Source organism: Bdellovibrio bacteriovorus (assembly GCF_048286975.1).
In the GTDB taxonomy this organism is placed as follows: domain Bacteria; phylum Bdellovibrionota; class Bdellovibrionia; order Bdellovibrionales; family Bdellovibrionaceae; genus Bdellovibrio; species Bdellovibrio bacteriovorus_H.
In genome coordinates this window covers 1-20999 of the sequence record NZ_JBLVRT010000007.1, presented here as the reverse complement: position 1 = coordinate 20999, position 20999 = coordinate 1, and the positions used below count along the sequence as shown (strand labels likewise).

Sequence of the window (20999 nt, the reverse complement as noted above, 5' to 3'; positions counted from 1 at the left end):
AGCCTTTTGAAATTCTCACGGTAATGGCTTAATCCTTACTGCTAATCTTTAGGTACTTTATGAAAAGTACCTTTCGTTTTCTTTTTCTATTTTCAATGTGGCTTTTGCCACAAATTGCCGGGGCGATTGAACCGCCGCCGCAGAAGCCTGCTATTCAGTGGATCGTGAATGATTTCCCGCCGTTTTTGGTGCTTTCGGGTGAGGGAATGACGGTGGATATTTCAAAGGCCAAAGGGCCCTTTGCCAGTATTTACCAGGAGATTGAGCGGGCTTTGCCGGCTTATTCGCATCGTTTTGTGCGGGTCTCGTTTTCCCGTGCGGAAAAACTTTTCAGCGGGCAGGGGGGCTATTGCACGGTGCTTTTGCAAAGAACCAAAGAGCGTGAAAAGTTTCTTATCTTTGGTGATGAACTGGCGCGCGCTTTTCCTGTGGGGCTGGTGGTGCATGCCAAGGATACACCGGGGATCCGGGATGAGCAGAAGGACGTGGACTTGAAAGAGCTGCTGGCCAGCGGGAAATTTCGTCTGGGGGTGATTCAAAGCCGCGCCTACACCCAGCAGATTGATGACATTCTTTCCCACAGTGGGCATGCGACAAAGATTGTCGGTGACAGTGCCATGGGAAATCTTTTTCTGATGCTGGAAAGAAAGCGGGTCAACGGCGTTTTGGCATACGCACTGGAAAAAACCGATTATGAGCGCAACAATATCGCCGTGCCTCCGCTGAAATTTTTGAAGGTAAAAAACATGCCCAACCATATCTCGGTGTGGGCATCCTGTGAAAAATCCCTGCGCGGGGAGCAGATTTTAAAAGACCTGACCCGCGCCGTTCGCGAAAAAAATGTGAAGAGAAAAATCTATAAGTATTTCATGCAGGAGCTTCCGCCGGACATGAAAAAAAGCTACCGGGATCTTTACGAAAGCCCGCCTTAGTTCCAGCGCAGATCCGCCAACGTCAGGGCTTTCACGGCCAGCGCGGTGGTGTAACCAGTGGATCTCCACACTACCGGGAATCTTGCCACAAACGTTGCGGCAAAGAAAACCTGACCACTCCAGAACAGGCGGCCGGCAAAGTCTTTTTGCGACTGGGACATCAGAAAATTCAAACCCCGGCGCACGCGTTCGCGATGCATTTCGTTTTGCGGGTCTCCTAAAATTAACAATGTATTCAGAGCCCACGCGGTCGAGTGCGCATAATCCGGCCTTGCCATAAAGCTGTTACGCCAGGATCCATCCTTGTGCTGTAAAGCCAGAATATAATTCAGCAGTTTTTGCCGTGAAGGCTCCAGGCATGAAGCCCCCGCATTGATGGTGGCGGCCATCGCATAAGGCAGGGCATAGCGGCTTGGATAGTACATTCCGCAGAAATAGAACTGCCTTTTGCTGACGACCCGGTTCAGATGCCGGCAACTGGCTTGATATCCGGGGCCTTCGGTTTTCTTTGCATAAGTCAGAAGCTTCAGCACATTGGCGTTCACCACGCAGTCGACATCATTCACATTAAACGGAATTCGCGTGCCGCGATGGGGGGCCGCAAAAATATTCCGTGGCATATCCGGGTCTTTTTCATCCCACAACCACGTCATGAAAGCGCCGGTGTTCACGTGCAGCTGGGCGGCGTTGTAGGTGTGTGGCAGGCGCGACAGATCGCGGGCGGAAGAAAAAGCATCAATCACGGCCTCAGGCAGCTGGGCTGGCATTTTGCGCGGGGACTGACCGGCCTCAAGGCTTTTTAAGAAATGCAGATAGGTGTGAGTCACCGAGGTGGTGTCAGCATCCGGTGGGATGTTGGCAAAACCTTTCCACTGCGGAGCCAGATACATGTTGCGCGGCCCGCGCGTGCGCACACCTTTGAAGCTTGAAGGCGGATAGAAATTAAACAGATCTCCCCAGCGATAGGGCCCAAGGCCCTGGGCGGTTTTGCGCACCATCGGCGGGATCTTGCTGAAGCGGGGATTATAGAAATACGTTTCGGCCAGAACGTTGGCGATGGCCGAGGCAGAAAAGGCACTGGGTTCATCATAGGCGACACCGAACTTGCCCACTCCGATCCCACTGGGAACATAGGACGTCACCCGTGAACGCCATTGTCCGGGCTCATAGCCTTCGCGGCCTGTTGTCTGATAGTGCGCCAGAAAATCCAGGGCCGAGTCGATGTGTTTTTCGTAACGGGCCTGTGCGGTTGCACTGATCAGGCCCAGTAAAAACAGCAGATACTTCATGGTTATGCCTCCGAATCAGACCATGAAATCAGGACAGGACCGGGGCTGTCAGCGGGCCTTGTAAAAGTACAAGCTGGTTTTTTTCTTCTGAGGGGTATTCTTAAAAAGCGGCGAGGTGAATCATGAATAAATTGTGGCTGGCGGGAATGGTGATCGCAGGACTGGTGGGGTGTTCGTCCAAAGACAAACTGGATACCGAACTTGAAGACGCGCAGCTGATGGGCCGGGAAACTGTTGGCAAGCGCGATGACAACTATGTCGTGCAGGAAAAAAAGAATCTGATTCACCACCTGCAGGAAGTGCAGACGGATGTCTATACAATGGAAGAAAATATCTATGGCAACCGCGATCTGGGCAACAAAGGAAAGTACGGGGTTCTGCGCGACTGCAAAGCCGAGGCGGCTCCGCAAACTGGTGGCAAGGTCGACATCGTTCCGAAAAACATCCTGACGGAAGAGGAAAACAAGCTGTCCCGACAAACCGGGGTGGACGAATCCGGCACCCTGATCACCCTGCGGGAAGAGGATCTGAGTCAGCGCCTGAAGCGCTTTGAGGGTTACAAAACTGCCTATGAGAAGCAGGAAGAGTGGTTTGACAGTGAAATCCAAGCCTGCAGGCAATCTCAGCGAGAATAGCTGTATTGGATTATATGCGACTTGGGCCCCTTTCGGGGGCCTTTTTTCCGTCACAAGTTTACCTCAAATAACACAGGACCACGAAAACCTCGCTGGTATGCGTAAAACCTTTGACTTCCGACCCCTTAGGTCGCTAAACCAGTGATTCGCCTTAAGAGCGAAGAAAGGTTACGGGTAGGATCCATGAGGTCTTACTACGTGGGAGGTTTACAAAAAACGATATGACAAAACAATTGAACAAAGCCGCATTGGAGAAACAGAAAGTTCTTGCTTTCTTGGATGCTGAAGACGCAAAGGTTCCAGCAAATCCTGGCATTTTGAATGCGAAAGCTGACAAAGCTGGTGACTTCGACTCTCTATTCGAAGCTTCCATGAAAGAACAAGACTTCAAAGTCGGCGACGTTGTAACAGGTTCTGTAGTTGAAGTTCAGTCTGACTACGTACTTGTTGATATCAACTACAAGTCTGAAGGTTTGATCGCGATCAACGAATTCCGTATTGTTGACGGCGTTCGCGATGTGAAAGCTGGAGACAAAGTAGAAGTTTTGATCGACCGTATCGAAAACGAAAACGGCATGATCGTTCTTTCCAAAGACAAAGCAGACATGCTTCGTGCTTGGACAGACATCTCTAAAGCAGCAGAAAACGAAGAAGTTATCGAAGGTACTGTTGTTGCTAAAGTTAAAGGCGGCTTGAGCGTTGATATCGGCGTTAAAGCATTCCTTCCAGGTTCTCAAATCGACCTGCGTCCGGTTCGCAACATGGACGTATACCTGGGCAAGAAGTTCAAATTCAAAGTTATCAAGTTCAACAAGAAACGTGGCAACATCGTTCTTTCCCGCCGCGCGCTTCTTGAAGAAGAACGTGACAGCTTGCGCTCTCAAACTCTTGACACTATGGCAGAAGGTTCTGTTGTTACTGGTATCGTTAAAAATATCACTGACTACGGCGCGTTCATCGACCTTGGTGGCATGGACGGTTTGTTGCACATCACTGATATGTCTTGGGGCCGCGTAAAACATCCATCTGAGATGTTGAACGTAGGTGATGAAATCCAAGTTAAAGTTCTTAAGTATGACAAAGAAAAAGAACGCGTATCTTTGGGCATGAAACAGCTTCACGCAGATCCTTGGGAATCCGTAAAAGCTTCTTACCCTCCAGGCACTAAACTGAAAGGCAAAGTTGTATCTTTGGCTGAGTACGGTGCATTCGTTGAGCTTGGTGAAGGCATTGAAGGTCTGATCCACGTTTCTGAAATGTCCTGGACTAAACGTGTAAAACACCCTTCTCAGATCGTGACTGTTGATCAAGAAGTTGAAGTAGTGGTTCTTGAAGTAGACACTGAAAACCGCCGCATCAGCTTGGGTATGAAACAACTTCAGGCCAACCCATGGGTTGAAATGAAAGAATCATACGCTCCAGGTACAATCATCGAAGGCGAAGTGAAGTCCGTAACTGACTTCGGTATCTTCATCGGCATCGAAGAAGGCATCGACGGTTTGGTTCACATCTCTGACTTCTCTTGGACTAAACGTGTAAATCATCCAAATGAACTTTACGCTAAAGGCCAAAAAGTTCGCGCGGTTGTATTGGGCGTGGACATTGAGAACGAAAGATTCTCTTTGGGTATCAAACAACTTGAGTCTGACCCTTGGTCAAACATCGAGAACAAATACGCTATCGGCACTCAACACGATGTTAAAGTCACTAAAACAGCTGACTTCGGTGCATTCGTTGAACTTGAATCCGATATCGAAGGTTTGATCCACATTTCTGAACTGACTACTGAAAAAATCAACTCTGTTGAAGAATTCATCAAGCCAGGTCAGTCTGTAAAAGCTGAAGTTATCTCTATCGACAAAGACGCTCGTAAGATCGGCTTGTCTGCAAAACTTGTTAAACTTCGCGAATCAAAAGCGGATGTTGACGATTACGTTAAAAAAGCGACTGCAACTTCCAAGTCCACTTTCGGTGACTTGTTTGCTGACCAGTTGAAAAACGTAAAAACTGACAAGCAATAGTCGTGACTAGGAGAAAGGTCGAGTCGCTGCAAGGCGACGCGACTGGACCCTGACCCGGCATTGACTGACAAGTTTTAAAGAGGGACCCTAGTAGGGTCCCTTTTTTTATTTGAAAAGGGACCTATTTCAACCGTTCGGGAGCGTTGGTATGAAGGGTAGCTTTTTAAAAAAACTGGTTATTATCTTTTTGGTGTTCGTGGGCTTGGGTGCCTTGTTGAAAATGAGCGGGGACTTCTTCGGAAGCGAAGACAAGCGTGTCACCGCCAAAAACACCATTCTGCATCTGGAAATGAACGGCGTTATTCTTAACGGCAAGAAGTTCATCAAGAATCTTAAAAAGTACCGTGACGACGACAAGGTCAAGGCGATCCTGATCAGCATCAATTCTCCGGGCGGTTCCGTGGGACCTTCCCAGGAAATGTTCGCGGAAATCAAACGTGTTCGTGATGAAATCAAAAAGCCGGTTGTCTGTGTCAGTACTGGTGTAATGGCCAGCGGTGCTTATTATGCGGCAGTGGCTTGCGACAAGATCGTTGTGGCTCCAGGGGCGTTGGTGGGTTCCATCGGTGTGATCATGGAATTTGCGAATCTGGAAAAGCTGTATGACTGGGCTAAGATTTCCCGTTACTCCATCACATCCGGCAAATTCAAAGACTCGGGTGCTGAATACCGTCCGATGCGCGAAGATGAAAGATCCCTGTTCCAAAGCATGATCGACGAGGTTTATGCCCAGTTCAAAGGCACAGTGGCTGAAGAGCGCAAGCTGAAAGAGGAAGTTGTGGCTGAATACGCCGATGGCCGTGTATTCACTGGTGCCACCGCAGTGAAAGTGGGTTTTGCTGACAAAGTTGGTTACTATGACGATGCGGTGAAACTGGCAGCAGAAATCGCCAAGCTGGGTGACAATTACGATGTCTTTGAAGTTCCAAAAAAGAAAGTCAGCATCTTTGACCTTGGGGGCGGTGACACGGAAGACGACCTGAACAGCATGGCGGAATTCGCCGATGTTCTGAAAGGCAAATCTTTCGGTGCGGATATGGAAGGCGCGATGAAATACATCCTGCGCGCGAAATATCTGAATCAGCCGCTGATGTTGATGCCGGGTTACTGGGAGTAATCCATGAAGTCCGTGGCTCTGTTTTTACTGACAGCGCTTTGTGTGAATTGGGTGTGGGCAAGTCCGATGGATCCACGCCAGCCACAGCCGTGGTTTGATGTTCGCTGGACCGGTTATTACTATCTGACAGCGGATCTGGAGCCGGCACCGGGCGTGGTGTTTAAAACGGGCCAGAAATTTGAATTTGTCGGTATCACGGGCGGGGGCGGCTACGTTCCCGTCACTGTTTTTGAACTGAAACCTTTGGTATGCGAGACGCCGCAGCTTGAAACGGAATTGGTTTTGTTGAATCCTGCGGGTGGAAACAAAACCGAAATCGGCTTTGAGATGCGCAAGAACTGTGTGATGGCTTTCTTTGTTGAAAACCGTCTGGTGGGCACCTCCAGCTATTTCACTGACAGCACGGAGTAAGCATGGCAGCAGCCAAAAAGGCGCGCAAAAAGACATCCGCGAAAAAGACCCCCGCAAAAAGAAAAGCGCCAATCAAGGCCCCTGCGGCCGCTCACGGCAAAATCCAGATCGGCAAGGATGTCTGGCCGATGGAGCGTGATGTTTTGTTCCGTCCGGACCGCATGAAATACGTGCGCAAACTGATCAAACCCGATGGCTGTGTTTTTTGCCGGGCCTCTGAGGAAAAAATCAGCTTTGATACCTTGTGCGTGTTTAAATCCAAGCATTCGATGGTGGTTCTGAACAAGTTCCCTTACAACAGCGGGCACCTTTTGGTTTTGCCAAAACGCCATTGCGGGGATCTGTTAAAACTTTCTGATGAAGAATACCATGACCTGCAAAATGTCATTCGTCTGACAATGAAGGCGTTAAATGAGCTTTATCAGCCAGGCGGGATTAACGTCGGTTTAAACCACGGGGCTGTGGCCGGGGCGGGTATTCCTGAGCACTTGCACTATCACGTGATTCCTCGATGGACCGGGGACCTAAATTTCTTCCCGTTAATTGCTGAGACCAAGGTCTTGGTTGAAAGTCTTGAGCAGACCTACGAGAAGGTATGGAGTATTTTAAGAAAATATGAATAGAGGCGTGACTTTCCAAACAGCTCCCATGACCCCTGTGGTGAAGTGGCTGCTGATCATCAATGTGGCTATCTGGTTCGTGTTCCAAGTGATCATGGAAGGCTTCCTGCGTGTTCCTTTCACGTCCATCTTCGGCCTGTTCCCGGGCAAGGTGCTTTTCGATTTCCATATCTGGCAGCCTTTCACGTACATGTTCCTGCACTCCATGCAGGTGACCCATATCCTGTTTAACATGCTGATGTTGTGGTTCTTTGGAGCCGAGCTGGAGCAGCGCTGGGGTTCGAAGTTCTTCCTGATCTACTATTTGGTAGCTGGTGTGGGCGCAGCGATCCTTTACTGCCTGGGTGTATGGGTTTATGCCCTGATCACGGGTTCGCAAACCGGTCTGATTGTGCCGGTGGTGGGGGCTTCTGGGGCGGTCTTTGGTCTTTTGCTGGCGCAAGGGATGATCTTCGGCGAGCGTATTGTTTACTTCTTTATGCTGTTCCCGATGAAGACCAAGTACTTCGTGGCTTTGATGGGGCTGGTTCAATTGGCCTCCCTGATGACATCCAGCGTTGCAGGTGGGGAAGTGGCTTATTTGGCCCATTTGGGCGGGATCGTGGCGGGCTTCATCTGCCTTAAAATGAAGGGCTGGTTTGACCGGAATGAATGGAAGAAGAAGGCCAAGAGCAAGGGCCGAAACCTGAGATTAGTTGTTAATAACGAAAAGAACGAAAAACCTCCGAAATACTGGAACTAACGAACGGCCCCCTTTACGGGGCCTTTTTTTTGGGCTATAAATGGGGGCTCGATTGCGAAAAGGGGATTTATGTCTTTGGCTCAAGCTAACAAAAATTTGAAGTATGACAAGCGTATGACTGAAAACAAGATCAACGCGGGTGAAATGACTAAAGAAGAATGGCAAAAGCACCTTGAGCAACTTCCTGATCTTGCCCACAACGTAGAGACGTTCACTATGGACGGCAAAAACACAAAAGACGACGACAACCACTAGGACTCGTCACTTCTTGTGAAATCTTAAAAAGCACAGCCCTTGGGTTGTGCTTTTTGCGTTTCAGGGCCTCGTGGAACGCTATCATTTCATTCACGGGTCTTTTGCTTGCGTGATTTTGGCACTCAGACGCTAATAGTCTTATGAAACTGTCAGCTGCGTTGTTTGTGCTTTTATTCGTACCATTTTCTCAGGCCACAGAGAAAACCTTTCAGTGCCGTGGTGACTTTAAAAACTCCATTCAGATATTTCGCTACTCATTGTTTGTGGATGGAAAAAACTCCCGCAGTCGTTTGATGTTTTACAAAGAAGAGCGCATGACCAAAGACTTTGGCTGGAAGAAGCATGTCTCCAACTCAGGAAAGATCATAGTTGATTCTCCATGGCCACAGTATCGCGCTTACCTTGTTCCTGAAAGCACCGTTTATTTGCTTGCGCTGGTGAATCCTGCCAATGATGTTCAGGTTGATGATGTGCCTTTCAGTCGTTTTTACTGTGTGAAATTTTTGCCCTAAAAAGTGTCATTTTCCCTTGGGTTCCCGGGTGCTTAGCTGCCTAATCGGCGTAAACGAAAACCGATTGAAAGTGTACTGATATTCGCTCGGACATTTGCCCGAAAAATTTGACGAATATGCTGGAATGTCTTAGTTGTGTCCAAAATTTTAAAGGAGCAACTGATGAGAATTTTGAGCGCAATCGTGACTCTGTTGGCGGCAGTGACCGTTCAGGCGAAAACTGACAAGTTGGTATTGTATTCCTCTTATGATGGCGAAAGACTTGCGCCAATTCTGCAACCATTCACTCAAGCCACGGGCATTGAAGTGGAAGTGGTTTTTGCTTCCTCTACCGATCTTTTGAAAAAACTTGAAACAGAAGGTTTGAATTCCTCAGCGGATCTGTATCTGGATAAAGACATCGTTTACATGGGTGAAGCCAACCGCAAGGGTTTCCTGCAGTCTTTCACATCCAATGGTGTGACTCAGAAAGTTCCTTCCCACTTGATCTCTGATGACAAGAACTGGTTCCTGCTGTTCTACCGTGCACGCACTGTGATGTACAACACGCAGAAAGTGAATCCGGAAGACCTGAAAACTTATGCGGACCTGGGCGATCCTAAATGGAAAGGTCAGTTGTGCCTAAGAACCTCCAAAAACAGCTATAACGAAGCAATGGCTGCTTACTTCATCAAACACTTCGGTGAAATCCAGACGACAGCGTTGTTGGAGTCCTGGGTGAAAAACCTGGCAGTGGAGCCTTTGAAAGGGGACCGTGACGTGATCGCGGCCATCGCCAACGGCACTTGTGCGATCGGTGTTGCCAACACTTACTATCTGGCGCCTATCGTTCGTGATGATGTGACTTATCCAGTGGGTGTTCGTTTCCTGGAGCAGGACAAAGTCGGCGCACACATCAACGGTGTGGGTATCGGGATCACGAAGTCCTCCAAAAACACAGTGGCGGCCAATGCGTTCCTTGAGTTCATGGTTTCCAAGCCGGTTCAGGAAGCCGTTGCTGGCGGTTTCAGTCAGTACCCAGCAAGCAAGGAAGCAGACATGGCTCCCATCTTGAAAGAATTCGGTGGTTTTGCTGAAGACATGACCAACGTGAATGCAGTTTCTGATCTTGTGCCAGCAGGTATCGAGTTGATGAAAAAAGCGGGTTACAAATAGTTCCTGCGAACTGAAATAAAAAAAGCCACCTGATAGGTGGCTTTTTTTTGCCTTACAGCCTGGTTTATTGCGTCTTCTGGGAAGAGGCGGTCATGGAGTTTTCGCGGGCAATCGCCGCGGCCACTTCCTGCTGACTGAAAGGGGCCCATTCTTCTCGGATGATTTTATAAGTGTCACCGGACTTGAGGGCATAAATTGTCTTCACACCATAATCGACGTGTTTGTCAGATTCATAGCGCTGCAGAGTTTTCACCAGCAACTGATCGTTGTGCTGAACAATGTACGGTTGGGACAGGTGAACTTTGATGTACTCGTACTTGGATTTCAGATTCTTTTTGTGGCTCATCCAGGATTTGTAATTGAAACCCGGGGCCTTGAAGCCTTCGTCATAGAAGGTTTGGTATTTTTCGATGTCCTGATTTTCCCAGGCTTGTCTCCAGCTTTCAACAAAGCGGCTTAGATCCTGGCGGCGCTTGTCGTGTTCTGGTTTGGAAACATAGTTCACGTGATCAAAAATCAAAATAGGGGTTTCACCCAGTTTGATATAGTCAGCAAGCTTTTTGATCACGTCATTGCGAACCACCACGCAGCCCCGAGAGCCGCGGGTCAAAGGCACCGAGTCGGGAATCGCGTGCAGCCAGATGCCGGAACCGGTTTTGTTTTCGCGCTTGTCGAAAAGATTGGGATAGTTTGTCGTGAAGGCCAGGGCCCCATAAAGACTGAACGGAATTTTGGGCTGGCTCAAACGCTCTTGCAGGAAGTAAATGCCTTCCGGAGTTTTGTGGTCATCACGTTTGGTTTTGTTGCCACCCATTTTGCCGATGTCAGCAGGGTACTCGGTGATCTTTTGGATCTGTTCACCATTGCGTTCGAACACAGAAAGCTTGCGCTGCTCTTTATCCACCAGAATCACATAGCGGGAGAAGGCTTCGGTTTCAGATATCTGAAGCAGGGAAGCGGGCAGCAGGTCTGTTTCAATTTGAGAAGAAGGCGTGACAGCAGGGCCCGCCAAAACCGGCAGACTCAACGCAAATAAAGCACAGCCCGTGAGCAATAGTCTCATAAATACTATTATGCCCGAATAGGGCTTAATCTTGTCAAGTGCCTGTCCCTGGGTGTCCAGAGGTTAAACGTTTTCCGTGTAATTAAAATGTAAATAAAGTGGCCTTTGATATTAAGACCTAAGCCTGTTTCACCGATAGTTTCAATGAACAGAGGGTTACAAATGGCTGAAGCACAAGAGACGTCTGCAAAACCAAAGAATACCGCCATGCTATTTCAGATCATCTTCGCAGTCCTGAATCTGGCTGTGATGGGTGCTGGTGGTTACATGGTTTATGCCTCGACGATGGGATGGGAAAGTCCCAAGATCACTGAGGAAGATGCCGATCGCGAACTGGCCTCTGTTTCTGATGAAACGGACCTGGCGCCGTTGGTTTATACCATGGATAAGTTTACGGTGAATCTGGGGGGTGAACCCAAGCGCACCATTCGTCTTGAGATCAATCTGCAGATGCTGGGTAAAGAAGGTTTTGAAGAGGTGATGGAGCCGGAAAACCGCGCCAAAGCCCGTGACCGCATTGTCCGCCTGCTCAATGAAAAGCCGTTCTCTGACCTCGACAGCATTCAAGGCAAGCTGTTCCTGAAAGACAAGATTGCCGGAGAAGTGAATGGCATTCTTCGTCGTGGTGTCGTGAAAGATGTTTTCTTCTCTGATTTCGTCGTTCAATAGTTCCTGTCGCAAGATCTGCCAAAAGTCTTAAAAGTCCTCAAGTTCGTTGTAATCATGGCCCCTCAGTTTCAAACTAGGGGTTATTGCATAACCAACGAAAGAAGCATCTATGAAAAGGATTTCTACTTTGCTCTTGGGGCTGAGCCTGTCCCTGTCTGCTCATGCCGTGGACCCAACGCCTGTACCGAAAGCTCCTGAAAAAGACGTTATCGGCACCATCCAAGGATGGGCTCCGAAAAACGACCTGAAAATTTCGCTGCCAGTGACAAAGTTCACCCTGGAAAACGGTCTGACGGTGCTTCTTTTGGAAGACCATGCGGTTCCGATGGTCAGCTATCACACCTGGTATCGTGTGGGGTCCCGGGATGAATCCCCTGGGGTGACGGGGGCTGCGCACATGCTTGAGCACATGATGTTTAAGGGTGCTAAGAAGTATGACGGCAAATCCTTTGACCGTATCTTCCATGAAAACGGCATAACCAACAATGCCTTTACCACCAATGATTACACCGGCTTCTATGAAAACCTGCCAAGCTCCAAGCTGGAGCTGGTCATGGACATGGAGGTGGATCGTATGAGTTCACTTCTGATCAGTCCGGAAGATCTAAAGAGCGAAAAAGAAGTTGTAAAAGAAGAGCGCCGCTGGAGAGTCGACAACAATCCGATGGGTTTGCTGCGTGAGCTGATGATGGGCACGATCTTTAAAGTGCATCCTTACAAATGGCCGGTGATCGGCTATATGAAGGATATCGAGGCTTATGACTCTGAAAAGCTTCGTTACTTCTACAACACGTTCTATGTGCCGAACAATGCGGTGCTTGTCGTTGTCGGGGACTTTAATACTTCCAAAGTAAAAAGCCTGATTGAAAAGTACTATGGCAAATTGCCATCCCGTCCTTTGCCGGAAAGAAAGTACCCTTCCGAGCCAGCGCAAAAAGTCCAGCAGAACGCCACTTTACGCAAGGACGTTCAGAACACTTCCTTCGTAGTTGCCTATAAGAGCCCGAAGCAGGGGCAGCCTGACATGTACGCGCTGGATCTGGCAGCGAACATTCTGGGCTATGGCACCTCCAGTCGTTTGCACAAGCGGTTGGTGTACCAAAAGCAAGCGGCAACTTCCGCGTATTCCTACAACTATGCCATGCAGGATGAAGGTATGTTTGCCGTGGGCGTGAACCTGAAGCCTGGTCAGACACCGCAGGAGTCTTTGGATATCGTGTACAACGAAATCTGGAAGTTGCGTAATCAGAAAGTTTCTGAAGCGGAACTTGAAAAAGCCAAAACCCAGGTGATGAAGGATCTGGTGGATTCTTTGAAAACCATGGACGGCAAAGCCCGCGCCCTGGCCGTGAACGAGATAGTCACGGGCAGCTATGAAAGCCTGTTCACAGATCTGGAAAAGTATCAGGCCGTTACGGCGGATGACATCAAACGTGTCGCTGACAAATACACTCAACAGACTCAACGCTCGATCATCACCCTTGAACCCAAAGTGAAAAAGGAACAGTAGACATGAGAAATTTAGCCTTAGCTTTGACTTTGCCTTTGGTGTGCACCGCAGTTGTTTCCTGCTCCAGCTCGGGTAAAAAAGCCGTCAGCAAACCTCCTTCCGAAGGTTATGTGACCAAGGGGAATGGTTCATTCAAACTGCAGCCATACAAGGAAATCACGCTTTCAAACGGACTGAAGGTGTTCTTTATTCATGACAGTTCTTTGCCGCGAGTCAGTCTGACTTTGATGATGAAAACCGGCAGCATGCAGGAGGGCTCACAGAAGCCGGGGCTCAATGCCTTGACGGCTTATTTGCTGGAGCAGGGGACACAAAGCCGTGATGCTCTGAAGCTGGCCGATGAATTCGGTCAACTGGGTTCCTCGGTTGATGTGTCACCGGGAGCGGATGTGACGACAATTTATGCCGACTCGTTGTCTTCTTCAGCGGACACCTTGCTAAGTCTTTTTGCCGATGTGTCCATGAATCCGGCGTTTAAGGATGCCGAAATCGGTCGCATGAGATCTCAGATGCTGGCGGCTTTGCAAAAGAAGATCGATAATCCGTCCTCTTTTGCGGATGAAAAAATGGATCAGTTTGTCTTCGGCACCCATCCTTATGGCCGTGACACAAATGGAACTGCGGAAGGTCTGCGCGCTATCAACAAGCAGGACATCATCAAGCACTATCTGACATTCTATCGTCCGAACAACGCTTCACTGGCTGTGGTGGGAAGCTTTGATCTGGCCTTTGAAAACAGAATCCAGGATGTCTTTGGCAAATGGACCAAACGCACGATCCCGGAAGTGGCGGTGGATGCACCTCCGGTGAATGATTCGCTGCAGGTGAAGCTGATCGTGAAAAAGGGCCTGCAACAGACGCAGATCCGTATGGGGCAGTTGGGCATTGCACGCAACAATGACGACTTCCTGCGCTTGCGCCTGGCCAATGAAACAGTGGGTGGCAGCTTTGCCAGCCGCCTGAATCAGAAAGTGCGCGATGATCAGGGTCTGACCTATTCGATCTATTCTTACTTTGATGTTCGTAAAGAGCGCGGCAGCTATGATGTGACAACCTTCACCAAGAATGAAACGGCGGCAAAGACAATGGAAGAGGCCTTGAAAGTGGTTTCTGACTTTGCTGCCAACGGGGCGACAGAGCAGGAAGTGGCTGCCGGTCGCAATCAGCTGATCGGGCAGTTCCCTCGCGCCATTGAAACCGCGGACCGCCTGGCTTACAATCTGCTGGCGCTGGATTTCTATGGTATCCCGGTGGATTATCTGACGGACTATAACAAGACTGTGGGGAACATCAAACCGAAGGACGCCAATGCCGCCTTCAAAAAAGCGGTGGAACCTGCGAAGTTCAAGGTTCTGGTTTATGGGGATGAAAAGATCATTCCTCAGTTTGAAAAGTACAAACCGACAATTGAACGAATCAAGTAAGACAAATCAAATAGCACAAACAAAAAACCCGCTCTGTCTTCAGAGCGGGTTTTTGTTTTTAAGTCGTTAAGCTGTCTCTTAGCGTTTTCTTTTGCGGGCTTTCAGGAAGATATAAGCCCCCAGGGCCGCCAGCAGAACCGCTCCACCCAGCAGCAGGGCCTTGTTGTTGCCTTTGCCGCCTTCTTCTTCGCCCTGAAGCATGTCCGCCGGCATCGCAGAACTGATCGGGGCTCCGAGTGTTTCAGACCCTGGACGAATCGGACCCAGCTCTGGTTTTGCCAGAAGATTTTTCGAAGCGATCACACGCAAGCTCATCACGGCCTTGAAGAAGTCCTGGCTGTACTTGGTGTAGTACTGCTTGTGCGCACTGAAGGTGATCAGGATGGCGATTTTGTCTTTGATGGTTGCCAGATAGCGGGTGAAGTAGTTGGGAACTTCAGAACCCAGGTGAAGGGAGTCAATCCAGGTCTGGTCATTGATCTGAACGGATTTGGATTTGTAGACGATTTTGGACTCGGCAGCGCCGCCACCTTTAAGAGCCACAGAGATCGGGGAGTTCAAATGAGACTCATAAAGCGCAAAGGTGTCCGTAGGTCCCACTTCCTTCGCTGTCAGGATGATGATGGCCTCTTTGGCTTCCTTGGTTTGTTCGCTTCGGCAGACCCACTCGGTTTGCTCCAGGTTGCACTTCCAGGTTTCCGGCATTTCGAAAGCTATATAAGCATTACGAAAGACTTTTGCATGGGCGCTAAAACTGAGTAGAATAACGGCGAGTGATGCGAACAAACGTAACTTCATGCAGACCTCGGCTGGTTGACCATTGGTACTCCGGCTTTGCCGGAATAGGCGTTTGAAGTTCAAGTATAATAACAATTTCCTCTCGGATCAAAGAGCAAAAGGGAGATTTTCTTGTGAAGAACCTTTATCAGCTGACCACCTTTGTGACTGTCATCAGCGAAGGGAGCATGACTGCCGCGGCAGATAAGCTCTATCTGACTCAACCTGCGGTGTCTCAGCAGATTCGCAATCTGGAGGAAGATCTAGGCGTGGAGCTGCTGGTAAGGGGCGTACGCTCAATCAAGGCCACCCCTCAGGGGGAGGTGCTTTATGAGTATGCCAAAAAGATCATTCATCTGACCCAACAGGCTGAAATCGCCATTAAGTCCATCGGGAATCAAATGAAGGGGCAGTTGCGAATTGGGACGTTGAACTCTTTGGGATTGCACGTGATGAGTCCCATTGTGGGACGCCTTATGCGCCATAATCCCGAACTGACCCTGAAGATTGATTATGATCGTGGGGAAGAGCTGATCAAGGGATACAAAAAAGGCCAGTACGATGTTCTGATTCTGCCGGATGTGCAGACTGAGTTTGCGTCCGAGCTGGATAGCAGCGAGCAGAAGTTCCTTTTGAAGGAAGAAATGTGGCTGGTGGGTTCAAGTAAAGATGAAAAAATGCCCCAACAGATTATGGTGAAGGACATGGGATCTTTCCCTCTTGTGGATTTTACTGAAGAATTCCCTGCGTTCTACAGCGAACTGCATGGCAAAATTCAGACCCAAGGGGCGAAGGTCACTTCGATCTTTGAGTCTTCCAACGTGGGGACCTTGAAGCGGGTGATTGAAGCGGGGTTGGGCTGGGGGTTTTTACCGGCACACTCAATCAAGAAGCAAGTTCGTTCGGGCCGCTTAAGTCGTGTGTATGTAAAAGACATGCACTACGAAATTGATCTGATGTTCTATTATAAAAAGAACTCCGACAGCCGTGCTTTGGTCGAGGTGTTCTATCAGACCCTGGCCCAGCAGGAAAAAGGCTGACCTTAGGTCCCATTAATATGTGAGCCCTTCTGACCGAAAAGACTCTCAGATCATTTTCGTCAGAAGGGACGTCCATGAAAAAAAGCTACTCAATTCAGGTGAAGCTCGCAGTGCCGATCATTCTTATCGCATTGCTGGTGTTGGGAACGATGACATTCCTAATGGCTCGGAACAGTCACGTTAACGCGGAAAAAGCCGCGACCGAAAAGACGGTGGCAATGGGACGTGCCTATGCCACAGAAATGCGTCTGGAGGTGGAGCGCGGCCTGGATATTTCCCGCAACGTCGCTCATATTCTTGAATCTTTCAAAAAACGCAATAACACCGGCCGCTCTCAAGTGGCTGAAGCATTGCGTGAAATTCTGGAAAAAAATAAATTTGTGATTGGGACCTGGACGGGTTGGGAGCCGAATGCCTGGGATGGCAAGGACTCTGAATATGTGTCCGTTCAAGGGCACGATGAAACCGGTCGTTTTGTTCCTTATCTGAACTGGGAAAAAGGCAAATCCTCTTTGACGCCGCTGGTGGGTTACGCCAAGCAGGGCGAGGGTGACTATTACCTGGTGCCAAAACAGCGTTTGAAAGAAACCATGGTTGAACCTTATCTGTACCCAATTGATGGTGTGCAGGTGTTGATGACCTCTGCAGTTGTGCCTATCGTGATTGATGGCAAGTTTGTCGGTGTGGCGGGTGTGGATCTGCCATTAAAAGACCTGCAGAAAAAAGCAGCGGGCATCAAGCCATTTGAAACCTCCCAGGCTTTCGTGGTGACGGCACATGGCAACTGGGTTTCCCACCCGGATGAAGCTTTGATCACCAAGGCGGCTGAATACCCATTTGAAGCGGATAAATTCAAATCTGCTATTGGTAAAGGTGAAGAGCTGGTTATCACCGGTGTTGATCCGAAAGACAGCCTTGAATATTTGTATGTAGTGTCCCCAATGAACGTGGGTGCAACCGAAGAGCCTTGGGCATTGATCGTTAGAACTCCGACCCGAACTGTTCTGGCTGAAGCCAATGCGGCGGTGTGGACTCAAATCATCATCTCTTTAACCGGCATCTTTGTATTGTTGGCCGCGGTGATGATGATTGCACGCTATATTTCCAAGTCCGTCAGCGGTCTTTCTGAAAAACTGCAGAACTCCGGCGATCTGGTTTCTTCTGCGATTCATCAGTTGTCGATTGCAGGTCAGTCTCTTTCTGAATCCTCCAGTTCTTCGGCGGCTTCGTTGGAAGAAACTGTGGCGGCTTTGGAAGAAATGACTTCCATGGTGAAAATGAACTCGGACAATGCGAAACAGGCGGCGGCGCTTTCCGCGCAGTCTTCTGAAACCGCGGTTCAGGGTGAAAAAGAAATGGGCGAATTGCTGTCTTCCATGAATGAGATTTCAGCTTCCTCCAAACAGATCGAAGAAATTATCAACGTGATTGATGATATTGCGTTCCAGACGAATTTGCTGGCGTTGAATGCCTCTGTCGAAGCGGCACGTGCCGGGGAGCACGGTAAAGGTTTTGCCGTGGTCGCGGAAGCGGTTCGCACTTTGGCACAAAGGTCTGCCTCAGCTGCGAAAGACATCACAGGTCTGATCAAGGAATCGGTTGAAAAAATCGAACGCGGCACGCACAAGTCGGCGAAATCCGGCGAGATGCTGAAAAATATCGTAACTTCTGTGAAGAAGGTTTCAGATCTGAACAATGAAATTTCCATGGCCAGCGAAGAGCAGTCCACAGGTATTTCCCAGATCTCCAAAGCCATGAACCAACTGGATCAGTCCGTGCAGTCCAATGCGGCTTCTTCCGAAGAGATCGCCGGGACCGCGCAAGAGATCAACACTCAGGCGGCCATCATGAAGAATGTGGTCGATGAACTGAACAATGTTGTGTATGGCGACAGAGGTGTGCAGCCTTCCGCCCAAACACCGGCTGCAAGGACAACTGCTCATTCCGAAATGGACGAAGAAGGCTGGAAAGCCGCTTAGTTCGATTTGAAGTTCTCCACCCGGGGAATGGATTCCTATGGCTCACAGAATCAAGCATGACCCCGGTCATGCTTGATTTTTTTTTAGCGGGGATAAAGTGCAATCACCCAAGCACGGGTCCCTGCCGATGACCGGCAGAGTTCAAGGAGTCACTATGAAAATCGTTTCTTTGATTATGGCAGCTTTGTTAGGTCTTGGTTCTGCAGCAATGGCTTCTCAAGAGCAAGGTGCTGCCAAGGATGTTCAGATTGGTATCAGTGGTGTTTATGTTCCGGGCGGTTTTGATTCCGCATCCGATGTCTATGTCGTGGTGAATGGCATCTTCCAGAATGGTTGTTACAAATGGAAGAACGCCGAAATTGATCACAAAGACACTTATTATCACAGTGTTAAATCCATCGCGACCGTCAGCCCCGGCATGTGCCTGATGGTTCTGATTCCGTTCCAGAAAGAAGTCCGTCTGGGTCGTTTCGCCCCGGGCAAACATACTTTGCATTTTGAAAATGGGGATGGCACTTACATCGAAAAATCAGTGATGATCGAGTAAGAATTTGCACCCAAAAGAGGGCTTATAAGAGCCCTCTTTTTTTTTGAAGGGATTGCTGCTATGCACGTTATCCTGCTTTTACTGTCTCTAAGTTTTCTCGGCTGCACCAAAACCTCGTTTCAGACCTTTGATTGGAAAGAGGGAGATAAGACAAAAATCAAGGCAGAGCTTGCTTCCTTCGATTTCGCTCCCGCGGAAAAGAACCTGTCCGGTCACGAATGGATCCGCCTGCAACCTCAGATATATCGGGGGCTGGTGGTTGAATCCGCCTACAAAAAGGAAATTCTTGCCGATGATGGGGAGTTAACACGCCTCCGCGCGGGTGTTGTTAAGCCCGAGACCGCTTTTGCGCATTTGGATTTTGCCTCTCTTGAAGAGCAAAGTTCCGGCATTCTGCGAAAGCTGCAATCCGCCTTTCCTTTATTTCGTAAGCGTCCGCCGCAAAGTGTGACCCCCGTGATCACTCAACGCGGTGGCTTTTACGAGATCATCTGGCAAGTGGACTATGTGGATCCAAAAGGCCAGATGTGGACACTGAAGTTGAACCGAAATTTGGAAGTGCGCTCGATCCGGCCGGCGGGGTCGCAGTTTATCGACACCAGTGCCTGGGTGTATCCACGGGGGCCTTTGCTGGGGGCGGTGCAGGAAGTTCCCCTGAAAGGTCTTTATCTGGAGCCCACCCTGGCCAATCATTGGGTCTATGTAAGTTCGCAGGCCCCCAACAAGATCGACAAAGTGGCCGGTCCCTTGAAGTTTTCCATGGAGGATCATCGTTTTGATCAAACGCAGGCTTTTGTGTATCTGAACGAATCTTTCAGCTGGTTTCAAAGTCGCCTGGGATTCAAAATGCCTTTTCAGGTGCAGGCCGAAGTCTTTGTCGGATATCCGGAAAAAACCAATTCAGCCTTCTATTATCAGGGGAAAATTCGTTTGGGCCAGGGCGACGGCGAATTCTATCAGAACATTCCGCGCGATCCGTCCATTGTTATTCATGAAAGCGCTCACGCCGTGATTGATGTTCTGGCCAAACTGCCCTTTGAGGGAGAGGGTGGTTCTCTGAACGAAGGCTTTGCCGACTATTTCACAGCCATGCAGCTGGGAAACCCCCGCATGGGCGAGGCATCTTACAAGAAGGCCCCGTTTCGCAGGACTGTCTTGAATGATCTTTCAGTGGCGGACCGAAATGGTGGTTTGTATCACGATTCCGGAATTATCAGTGGCACCTTATGGGAAATCTCTGAGCAGCTGGGTTTTAAAAAGGGTCTGGAACTTTCCATGGCGGTTTTAAATCGTCTGGTACCGGGCAGCGACTTTGCCGACTTCGGCACGACCCTGAAAGACGTGTGTGCTCAGAAACTTTCGTCCGAGGAGGCGCGGAAAGTGAATGGGATTCTTTCCAAACGAGGGTGGTTATGAGCCTGCTGGGAGTTTGGATTTTTGTGGGTCTGCTTTATCAGGGACAGGAGTTGCCACCCCCGAATCCGGCTTTGCAAATCGTCTATAACTTCAGTTCCGACACTGAAAACACTTTGCGCTATTGGCGCGAAGGGGAGCAGGGGTTTTGTGAAAGACGGGCTCAGTATTCTTTTAATCGGGAGCAACTTTATCAGAAGGTGATTGAAGTTCATCCTGACAATGCACCCTGGTGCTCTCAGGATTCTGACATGCGCTTGGGTTTTGAAAGCTGGACCGTCCTTCGCCAGATGAACGGCCGCCTGTATTTGAAAGTTTTGATGGGGGAAGAGGACCTGTCATTTATCTGGAAACGAAAAATCGAATAGTTGCCTGCTAGTTGAATCGATTCGCACAGGCCTGCTTCAGCAGATAAGCCTCGCGCCAGGTGTCCGCGCTGCGCAGGGCACCTTTGAGATACCAGTAGATTTTGACTTGTTCCATATAGGTCAAATCGCAAAAACCCGTGTCGACATAACAGCTCACATGACTGTCCATTGCCTGCGTGTGCAGACTGTTGCAGCTGGTGCCATCAGCAACTTCCTGAACCCGCACCTGCAGACAGTAGCGCACGTCCTGAAGCCAGATCTGAGAGTCCTTGGAAAAGCGGGCCTCGTCTTTTAAGAATTTCTGACAATAGGGATATCCGAAGTCCTGCCAGTAACCTTTCTTTCCACAGGCATGTTCGCGCTCTTTGCAGGCGTAAAAGTCACAGGATTGATCGCTGGGCACACAGGTGGCCTGAGCGAACGTGGGTGTAAACAAAAACAATAAAATCAGGTATCTAAGCATGGGCTGACCATAAAGAAGCCGGGGGCGGGTGTAAAGGGGGGGGCGGGTGTAAAGGGG

General features: G+C 49.3%; 22 protein-coding genes. 18 read left to right on the top strand and 4 right to left on the bottom strand.

Translation table 11 applies throughout. From position 1 onward, the window contains the following. The first annotated feature begins 59 nt into the window (after positions 1–59). A complete protein-coding gene (locus ACNQKP_RS16465) occupies positions 60–932 on the top strand; it encodes a TIGR02285 family protein (protein WP_417866125.1) in 873 nt (290 codons plus the stop codon). Here ACNQKP_RS16465 and ACNQKP_RS16460 read toward each other — a convergent pair. Next, a complete protein-coding gene (locus ACNQKP_RS16460) occupies positions 929–2221 on the bottom strand; it encodes a prenyltransferase/squalene oxidase repeat-containing protein (RefSeq protein ID WP_417866123.1) in 1293 nt (430 codons plus the stop codon). The two genes, ACNQKP_RS16465 and ACNQKP_RS16460, sit on opposite strands and share 4 nt — an antisense overlap. A gap of 122 nt (positions 2222–2343) precedes the next feature. On the opposite strand from ACNQKP_RS16460, the gene ACNQKP_RS16455 reads away from it, so the two are divergent. The 9 genes from ACNQKP_RS16455 to ACNQKP_RS16415 all read left to right on the top strand — a co-directional run bounded on the left by ACNQKP_RS16455 (position 2344) and on the right by ACNQKP_RS16415 (position 9689). Beyond that, complete coding sequence (locus ACNQKP_RS16455; RefSeq protein ID WP_417866122.1) at positions 2344–2856, top strand: hypothetical protein; 513 nt, start codon at positions 2344–2346, stop codon at positions 2854–2856. 221 nt (positions 2857–3077) lie between these two features. Further along, the gene (locus ACNQKP_RS16450) at positions 3078–4877 is read left to right on the top strand and encodes a 30S ribosomal protein S1 (protein WP_015090176.1); all 1800 of its coding nucleotides are present in this window, start codon (positions 3078–3080) and stop codon (positions 4875–4877) included. A gap of 148 nt (positions 4878–5025) precedes the next feature. Beyond that, on the top strand, positions 5026–5994 hold the full coding sequence (gene sppA / locus ACNQKP_RS16445; RefSeq protein WP_417866121.1) for a signal peptide peptidase SppA: 969 nt from the start codon (positions 5026–5028) through the stop codon (positions 5992–5994). Between the two features lie 3 nt (positions 5995–5997). Next, positions 5998–6405, top strand: a complete 408-nt coding sequence (locus ACNQKP_RS16440) for a hypothetical protein (RefSeq protein WP_417866120.1) — start codon at positions 5998–6000, stop codon at positions 6403–6405. 2 nt (positions 6406–6407) lie between these two features. Next, the gene (locus tag ACNQKP_RS16435; RefSeq protein ID WP_417866119.1) at positions 6408–7028 is read left to right on the top strand and encodes an HIT family protein; all 621 of its coding nucleotides are present in this window, start codon (positions 6408–6410) and stop codon (positions 7026–7028) included. Then, positions 7021–7767: a rhomboid family intramembrane serine protease gene (locus ACNQKP_RS16430; RefSeq protein WP_226987931.1), complete on the top strand. Its 747-nt coding sequence runs from the start codon at positions 7021–7023 to the stop codon at positions 7765–7767. Before ACNQKP_RS16435 ends, ACNQKP_RS16430 begins: the two co-directional genes overlap by 8 nt. Before the next feature lie 69 nt (positions 7768–7836). Then, on the top strand, positions 7837–8022 hold the full coding sequence (locus tag ACNQKP_RS16425) for a hypothetical protein (protein WP_011163601.1): 186 nt from the start codon (positions 7837–7839) through the stop codon (positions 8020–8022). 140 nt (positions 8023–8162) lie between these two features. Beyond that, positions 8163–8534 carry a hypothetical protein gene (locus tag ACNQKP_RS16420; RefSeq protein WP_417866117.1) on the top strand — a complete coding sequence of 124 codons (372 nt, stop codon included), beginning with the start codon at positions 8163–8165 and terminating at the stop codon, positions 8532–8534. 162 nt (positions 8535–8696) lie between these two features. Then, positions 8697–9689 carry a Fe(3+) ABC transporter substrate-binding protein gene (locus ACNQKP_RS16415; protein ID WP_417866115.1) on the top strand — a complete coding sequence of 331 codons (993 nt, stop codon included), beginning with the start codon at positions 8697–8699 and terminating at the stop codon, positions 9687–9689. A 64-nt stretch (positions 9690–9753) separates the two neighbouring features. On the opposite strand, the gene ACNQKP_RS16410 is transcribed toward ACNQKP_RS16415, so the two are convergent. After that, positions 9754–10752 carry a L,D-transpeptidase family protein gene (locus ACNQKP_RS16410; RefSeq protein WP_417866114.1) on the bottom strand — a complete coding sequence of 333 codons (999 nt, stop codon included), beginning with the start codon at positions 10750–10752 and terminating at the stop codon, positions 9754–9756. A gap of 162 nt (positions 10753–10914) precedes the next feature. Between ACNQKP_RS16410 and ACNQKP_RS16405 the strand changes: the two genes are divergently transcribed. From ACNQKP_RS16405 to ACNQKP_RS16395, 3 genes are all read left to right on the top strand, one after another. Continuing rightward, positions 10915–11421, top strand: a complete 507-nt coding sequence (locus ACNQKP_RS16405; RefSeq protein WP_417866111.1) for a flagellar basal body-associated FliL family protein — start codon at positions 10915–10917, stop codon at positions 11419–11421. A 109-nt stretch (positions 11422–11530) separates the two neighbouring features. Next, positions 11531–12931, top strand: a complete 1401-nt coding sequence (locus ACNQKP_RS16400) for a M16 family metallopeptidase (protein ID WP_417866109.1) — start codon at positions 11531–11533, stop codon at positions 12929–12931. 2 nt (positions 12932–12933) lie between these two features. Next, positions 12934–14355, top strand: a complete 1422-nt coding sequence (locus ACNQKP_RS16395; RefSeq protein ID WP_417866107.1) for a M16 family metallopeptidase — start codon at positions 12934–12936, stop codon at positions 14353–14355. A gap of 78 nt (positions 14356–14433) precedes the next feature. Here ACNQKP_RS16395 and ACNQKP_RS16390 read toward each other — a convergent pair whose 3' ends face one another. Further along, positions 14434–15153 carry a hypothetical protein gene (locus tag ACNQKP_RS16390; RefSeq protein WP_374035147.1) on the bottom strand — a complete coding sequence of 240 codons (720 nt, stop codon included), beginning with the start codon at positions 15151–15153 and terminating at the stop codon, positions 14434–14436. A gap of 113 nt (positions 15154–15266) precedes the next feature. Between ACNQKP_RS16390 and ACNQKP_RS16385 the strand changes: the two genes are divergently transcribed. The 5 genes from ACNQKP_RS16385 to ACNQKP_RS16365 all read left to right on the top strand — a co-directional run bounded on the left by ACNQKP_RS16385 (position 15267) and on the right by ACNQKP_RS16365 (position 20479). Further along, the gene (locus ACNQKP_RS16385; RefSeq protein WP_417866105.1) at positions 15267–16172 is read left to right on the top strand and encodes a LysR family transcriptional regulator; all 906 of its coding nucleotides are present in this window, start codon (positions 15267–15269) and stop codon (positions 16170–16172) included. Between the two features lie 74 nt (positions 16173–16246). Continuing rightward, a complete protein-coding gene (locus tag ACNQKP_RS16380) occupies positions 16247–18151 on the top strand; it encodes a methyl-accepting chemotaxis protein (protein ID WP_417866102.1) in 1905 nt (634 codons plus the stop codon). A 154-nt stretch (positions 18152–18305) separates the two neighbouring features. Further along, entirely contained in the window at positions 18306–18698 is a 393-nt protein-coding gene (locus ACNQKP_RS16375) for a hypothetical protein (RefSeq protein ID WP_011163611.1), read from the top strand. Positions 18699–18758: 60 nt separating this feature from the next. Then, positions 18759–20114: a hypothetical protein gene (locus ACNQKP_RS16370; RefSeq protein WP_417866100.1), complete on the top strand. Its 1356-nt coding sequence runs from the start codon at positions 18759–18761 to the stop codon at positions 20112–20114. Next, a complete protein-coding gene (locus ACNQKP_RS16365; RefSeq protein WP_417866098.1) occupies positions 20111–20479 on the top strand; it encodes a hypothetical protein in 369 nt (122 codons plus the stop codon). Before ACNQKP_RS16370 ends, ACNQKP_RS16365 begins: the two co-directional genes overlap by 4 nt. A 7-nt stretch (positions 20480–20486) precedes the next feature. On the opposite strand, the gene ACNQKP_RS16360 is transcribed toward ACNQKP_RS16365, so the two are convergent. Next, positions 20487–20942, bottom strand: coding sequence for a hypothetical protein (locus ACNQKP_RS16360; RefSeq protein ID WP_417866096.1), 456 nt, complete (start codon positions 20940–20942; stop codon positions 20487–20489). Positions 20943–20999: the final 57 nt, after the last annotated feature.

Bases quoted from the DNA above. Each gene is read 5' to 3' on its own strand.
- ACNQKP_RS16465 (WP_417866125.1), top strand. From the start codon at position 60: ATGAAAAGTACCTTTCGTTTTCTTTTTCTATTTTCAATGTGGCTTTTG.
- ACNQKP_RS16410 (WP_417866114.1), bottom strand. From the start codon at position 10,752: ATGAGACTATTGCTCACGGGCTGTGCTTTATTTGCGTTGAGTCTGCCG.
- ACNQKP_RS16455 (WP_417866122.1), top strand. From the start codon at position 2,344: ATGAATAAATTGTGGCTGGCGGGAATGGTGATCGCAGGACTGGTGGGG.
- ACNQKP_RS16375 (WP_011163611.1), top strand. From the start codon at position 18,306: ATGAAAATCGTTTCTTTGATTATGGCAGCTTTGTTAGGTCTTGGTTCT.
- ACNQKP_RS16370 (WP_417866100.1), top strand. From the start codon at position 18,759: ATGCACGTTATCCTGCTTTTACTGTCTCTAAGTTTTCTCGGCTGCACC.
- ACNQKP_RS16390 (WP_374035147.1), bottom strand. From the start codon at position 15,153: ATGAAGTTACGTTTGTTCGCATCACTCGCCGTTATTCTACTCAGTTTT.
- ACNQKP_RS16430 (WP_226987931.1), top strand. From the start codon at position 7,021: ATGAATAGAGGCGTGACTTTCCAAACAGCTCCCATGACCCCTGTGGTG.
- ACNQKP_RS16365 (WP_417866098.1), top strand. From the start codon at position 20,111: ATGAGCCTGCTGGGAGTTTGGATTTTTGTGGGTCTGCTTTATCAGGGA.
- ACNQKP_RS16380 (WP_417866102.1), top strand. From the start codon at position 16,247: ATGAAAAAAAGCTACTCAATTCAGGTGAAGCTCGCAGTGCCGATCATT.
- ACNQKP_RS16395 (WP_417866107.1), top strand. From the start codon at position 12,934: ATGAGAAATTTAGCCTTAGCTTTGACTTTGCCTTTGGTGTGCACCGCA.
- ACNQKP_RS16460 (WP_417866123.1), bottom strand. From the start codon at position 2,221: ATGAAGTATCTGCTGTTTTTACTGGGCCTGATCAGTGCAACCGCACAG.
- ACNQKP_RS16360 (WP_417866096.1), bottom strand. From the start codon at position 20,942: ATGCTTAGATACCTGATTTTATTGTTTTTGTTTACACCCACGTTCGCT.
- ACNQKP_RS16420 (WP_417866117.1), top strand. From the start codon at position 8,163: ATGAAACTGTCAGCTGCGTTGTTTGTGCTTTTATTCGTACCATTTTCT.
- ACNQKP_RS16440 (WP_417866120.1), top strand. From the start codon at position 5,998: ATGAAGTCCGTGGCTCTGTTTTTACTGACAGCGCTTTGTGTGAATTGG.
- ACNQKP_RS16425 (WP_011163601.1), top strand. From the start codon at position 7,837: ATGTCTTTGGCTCAAGCTAACAAAAATTTGAAGTATGACAAGCGTATG.
- ACNQKP_RS16435 (WP_417866119.1), top strand. From the start codon at position 6,408: ATGGCAGCAGCCAAAAAGGCGCGCAAAAAGACATCCGCGAAAAAGACC.
- ACNQKP_RS16405 (WP_417866111.1), top strand. From the start codon at position 10,915: ATGGCTGAAGCACAAGAGACGTCTGCAAAACCAAAGAATACCGCCATG.
- ACNQKP_RS16450 (WP_015090176.1), top strand. From the start codon at position 3,078: ATGACAAAACAATTGAACAAAGCCGCATTGGAGAAACAGAAAGTTCTT.
- ACNQKP_RS16400 (WP_417866109.1), top strand. From the start codon at position 11,531: ATGAAAAGGATTTCTACTTTGCTCTTGGGGCTGAGCCTGTCCCTGTCT.
- sppA (WP_417866121.1), top strand. From the start codon at position 5,026: ATGAAGGGTAGCTTTTTAAAAAAACTGGTTATTATCTTTTTGGTGTTC.
- ACNQKP_RS16415 (WP_417866115.1), top strand. From the start codon at position 8,697: ATGAGAATTTTGAGCGCAATCGTGACTCTGTTGGCGGCAGTGACCGTT.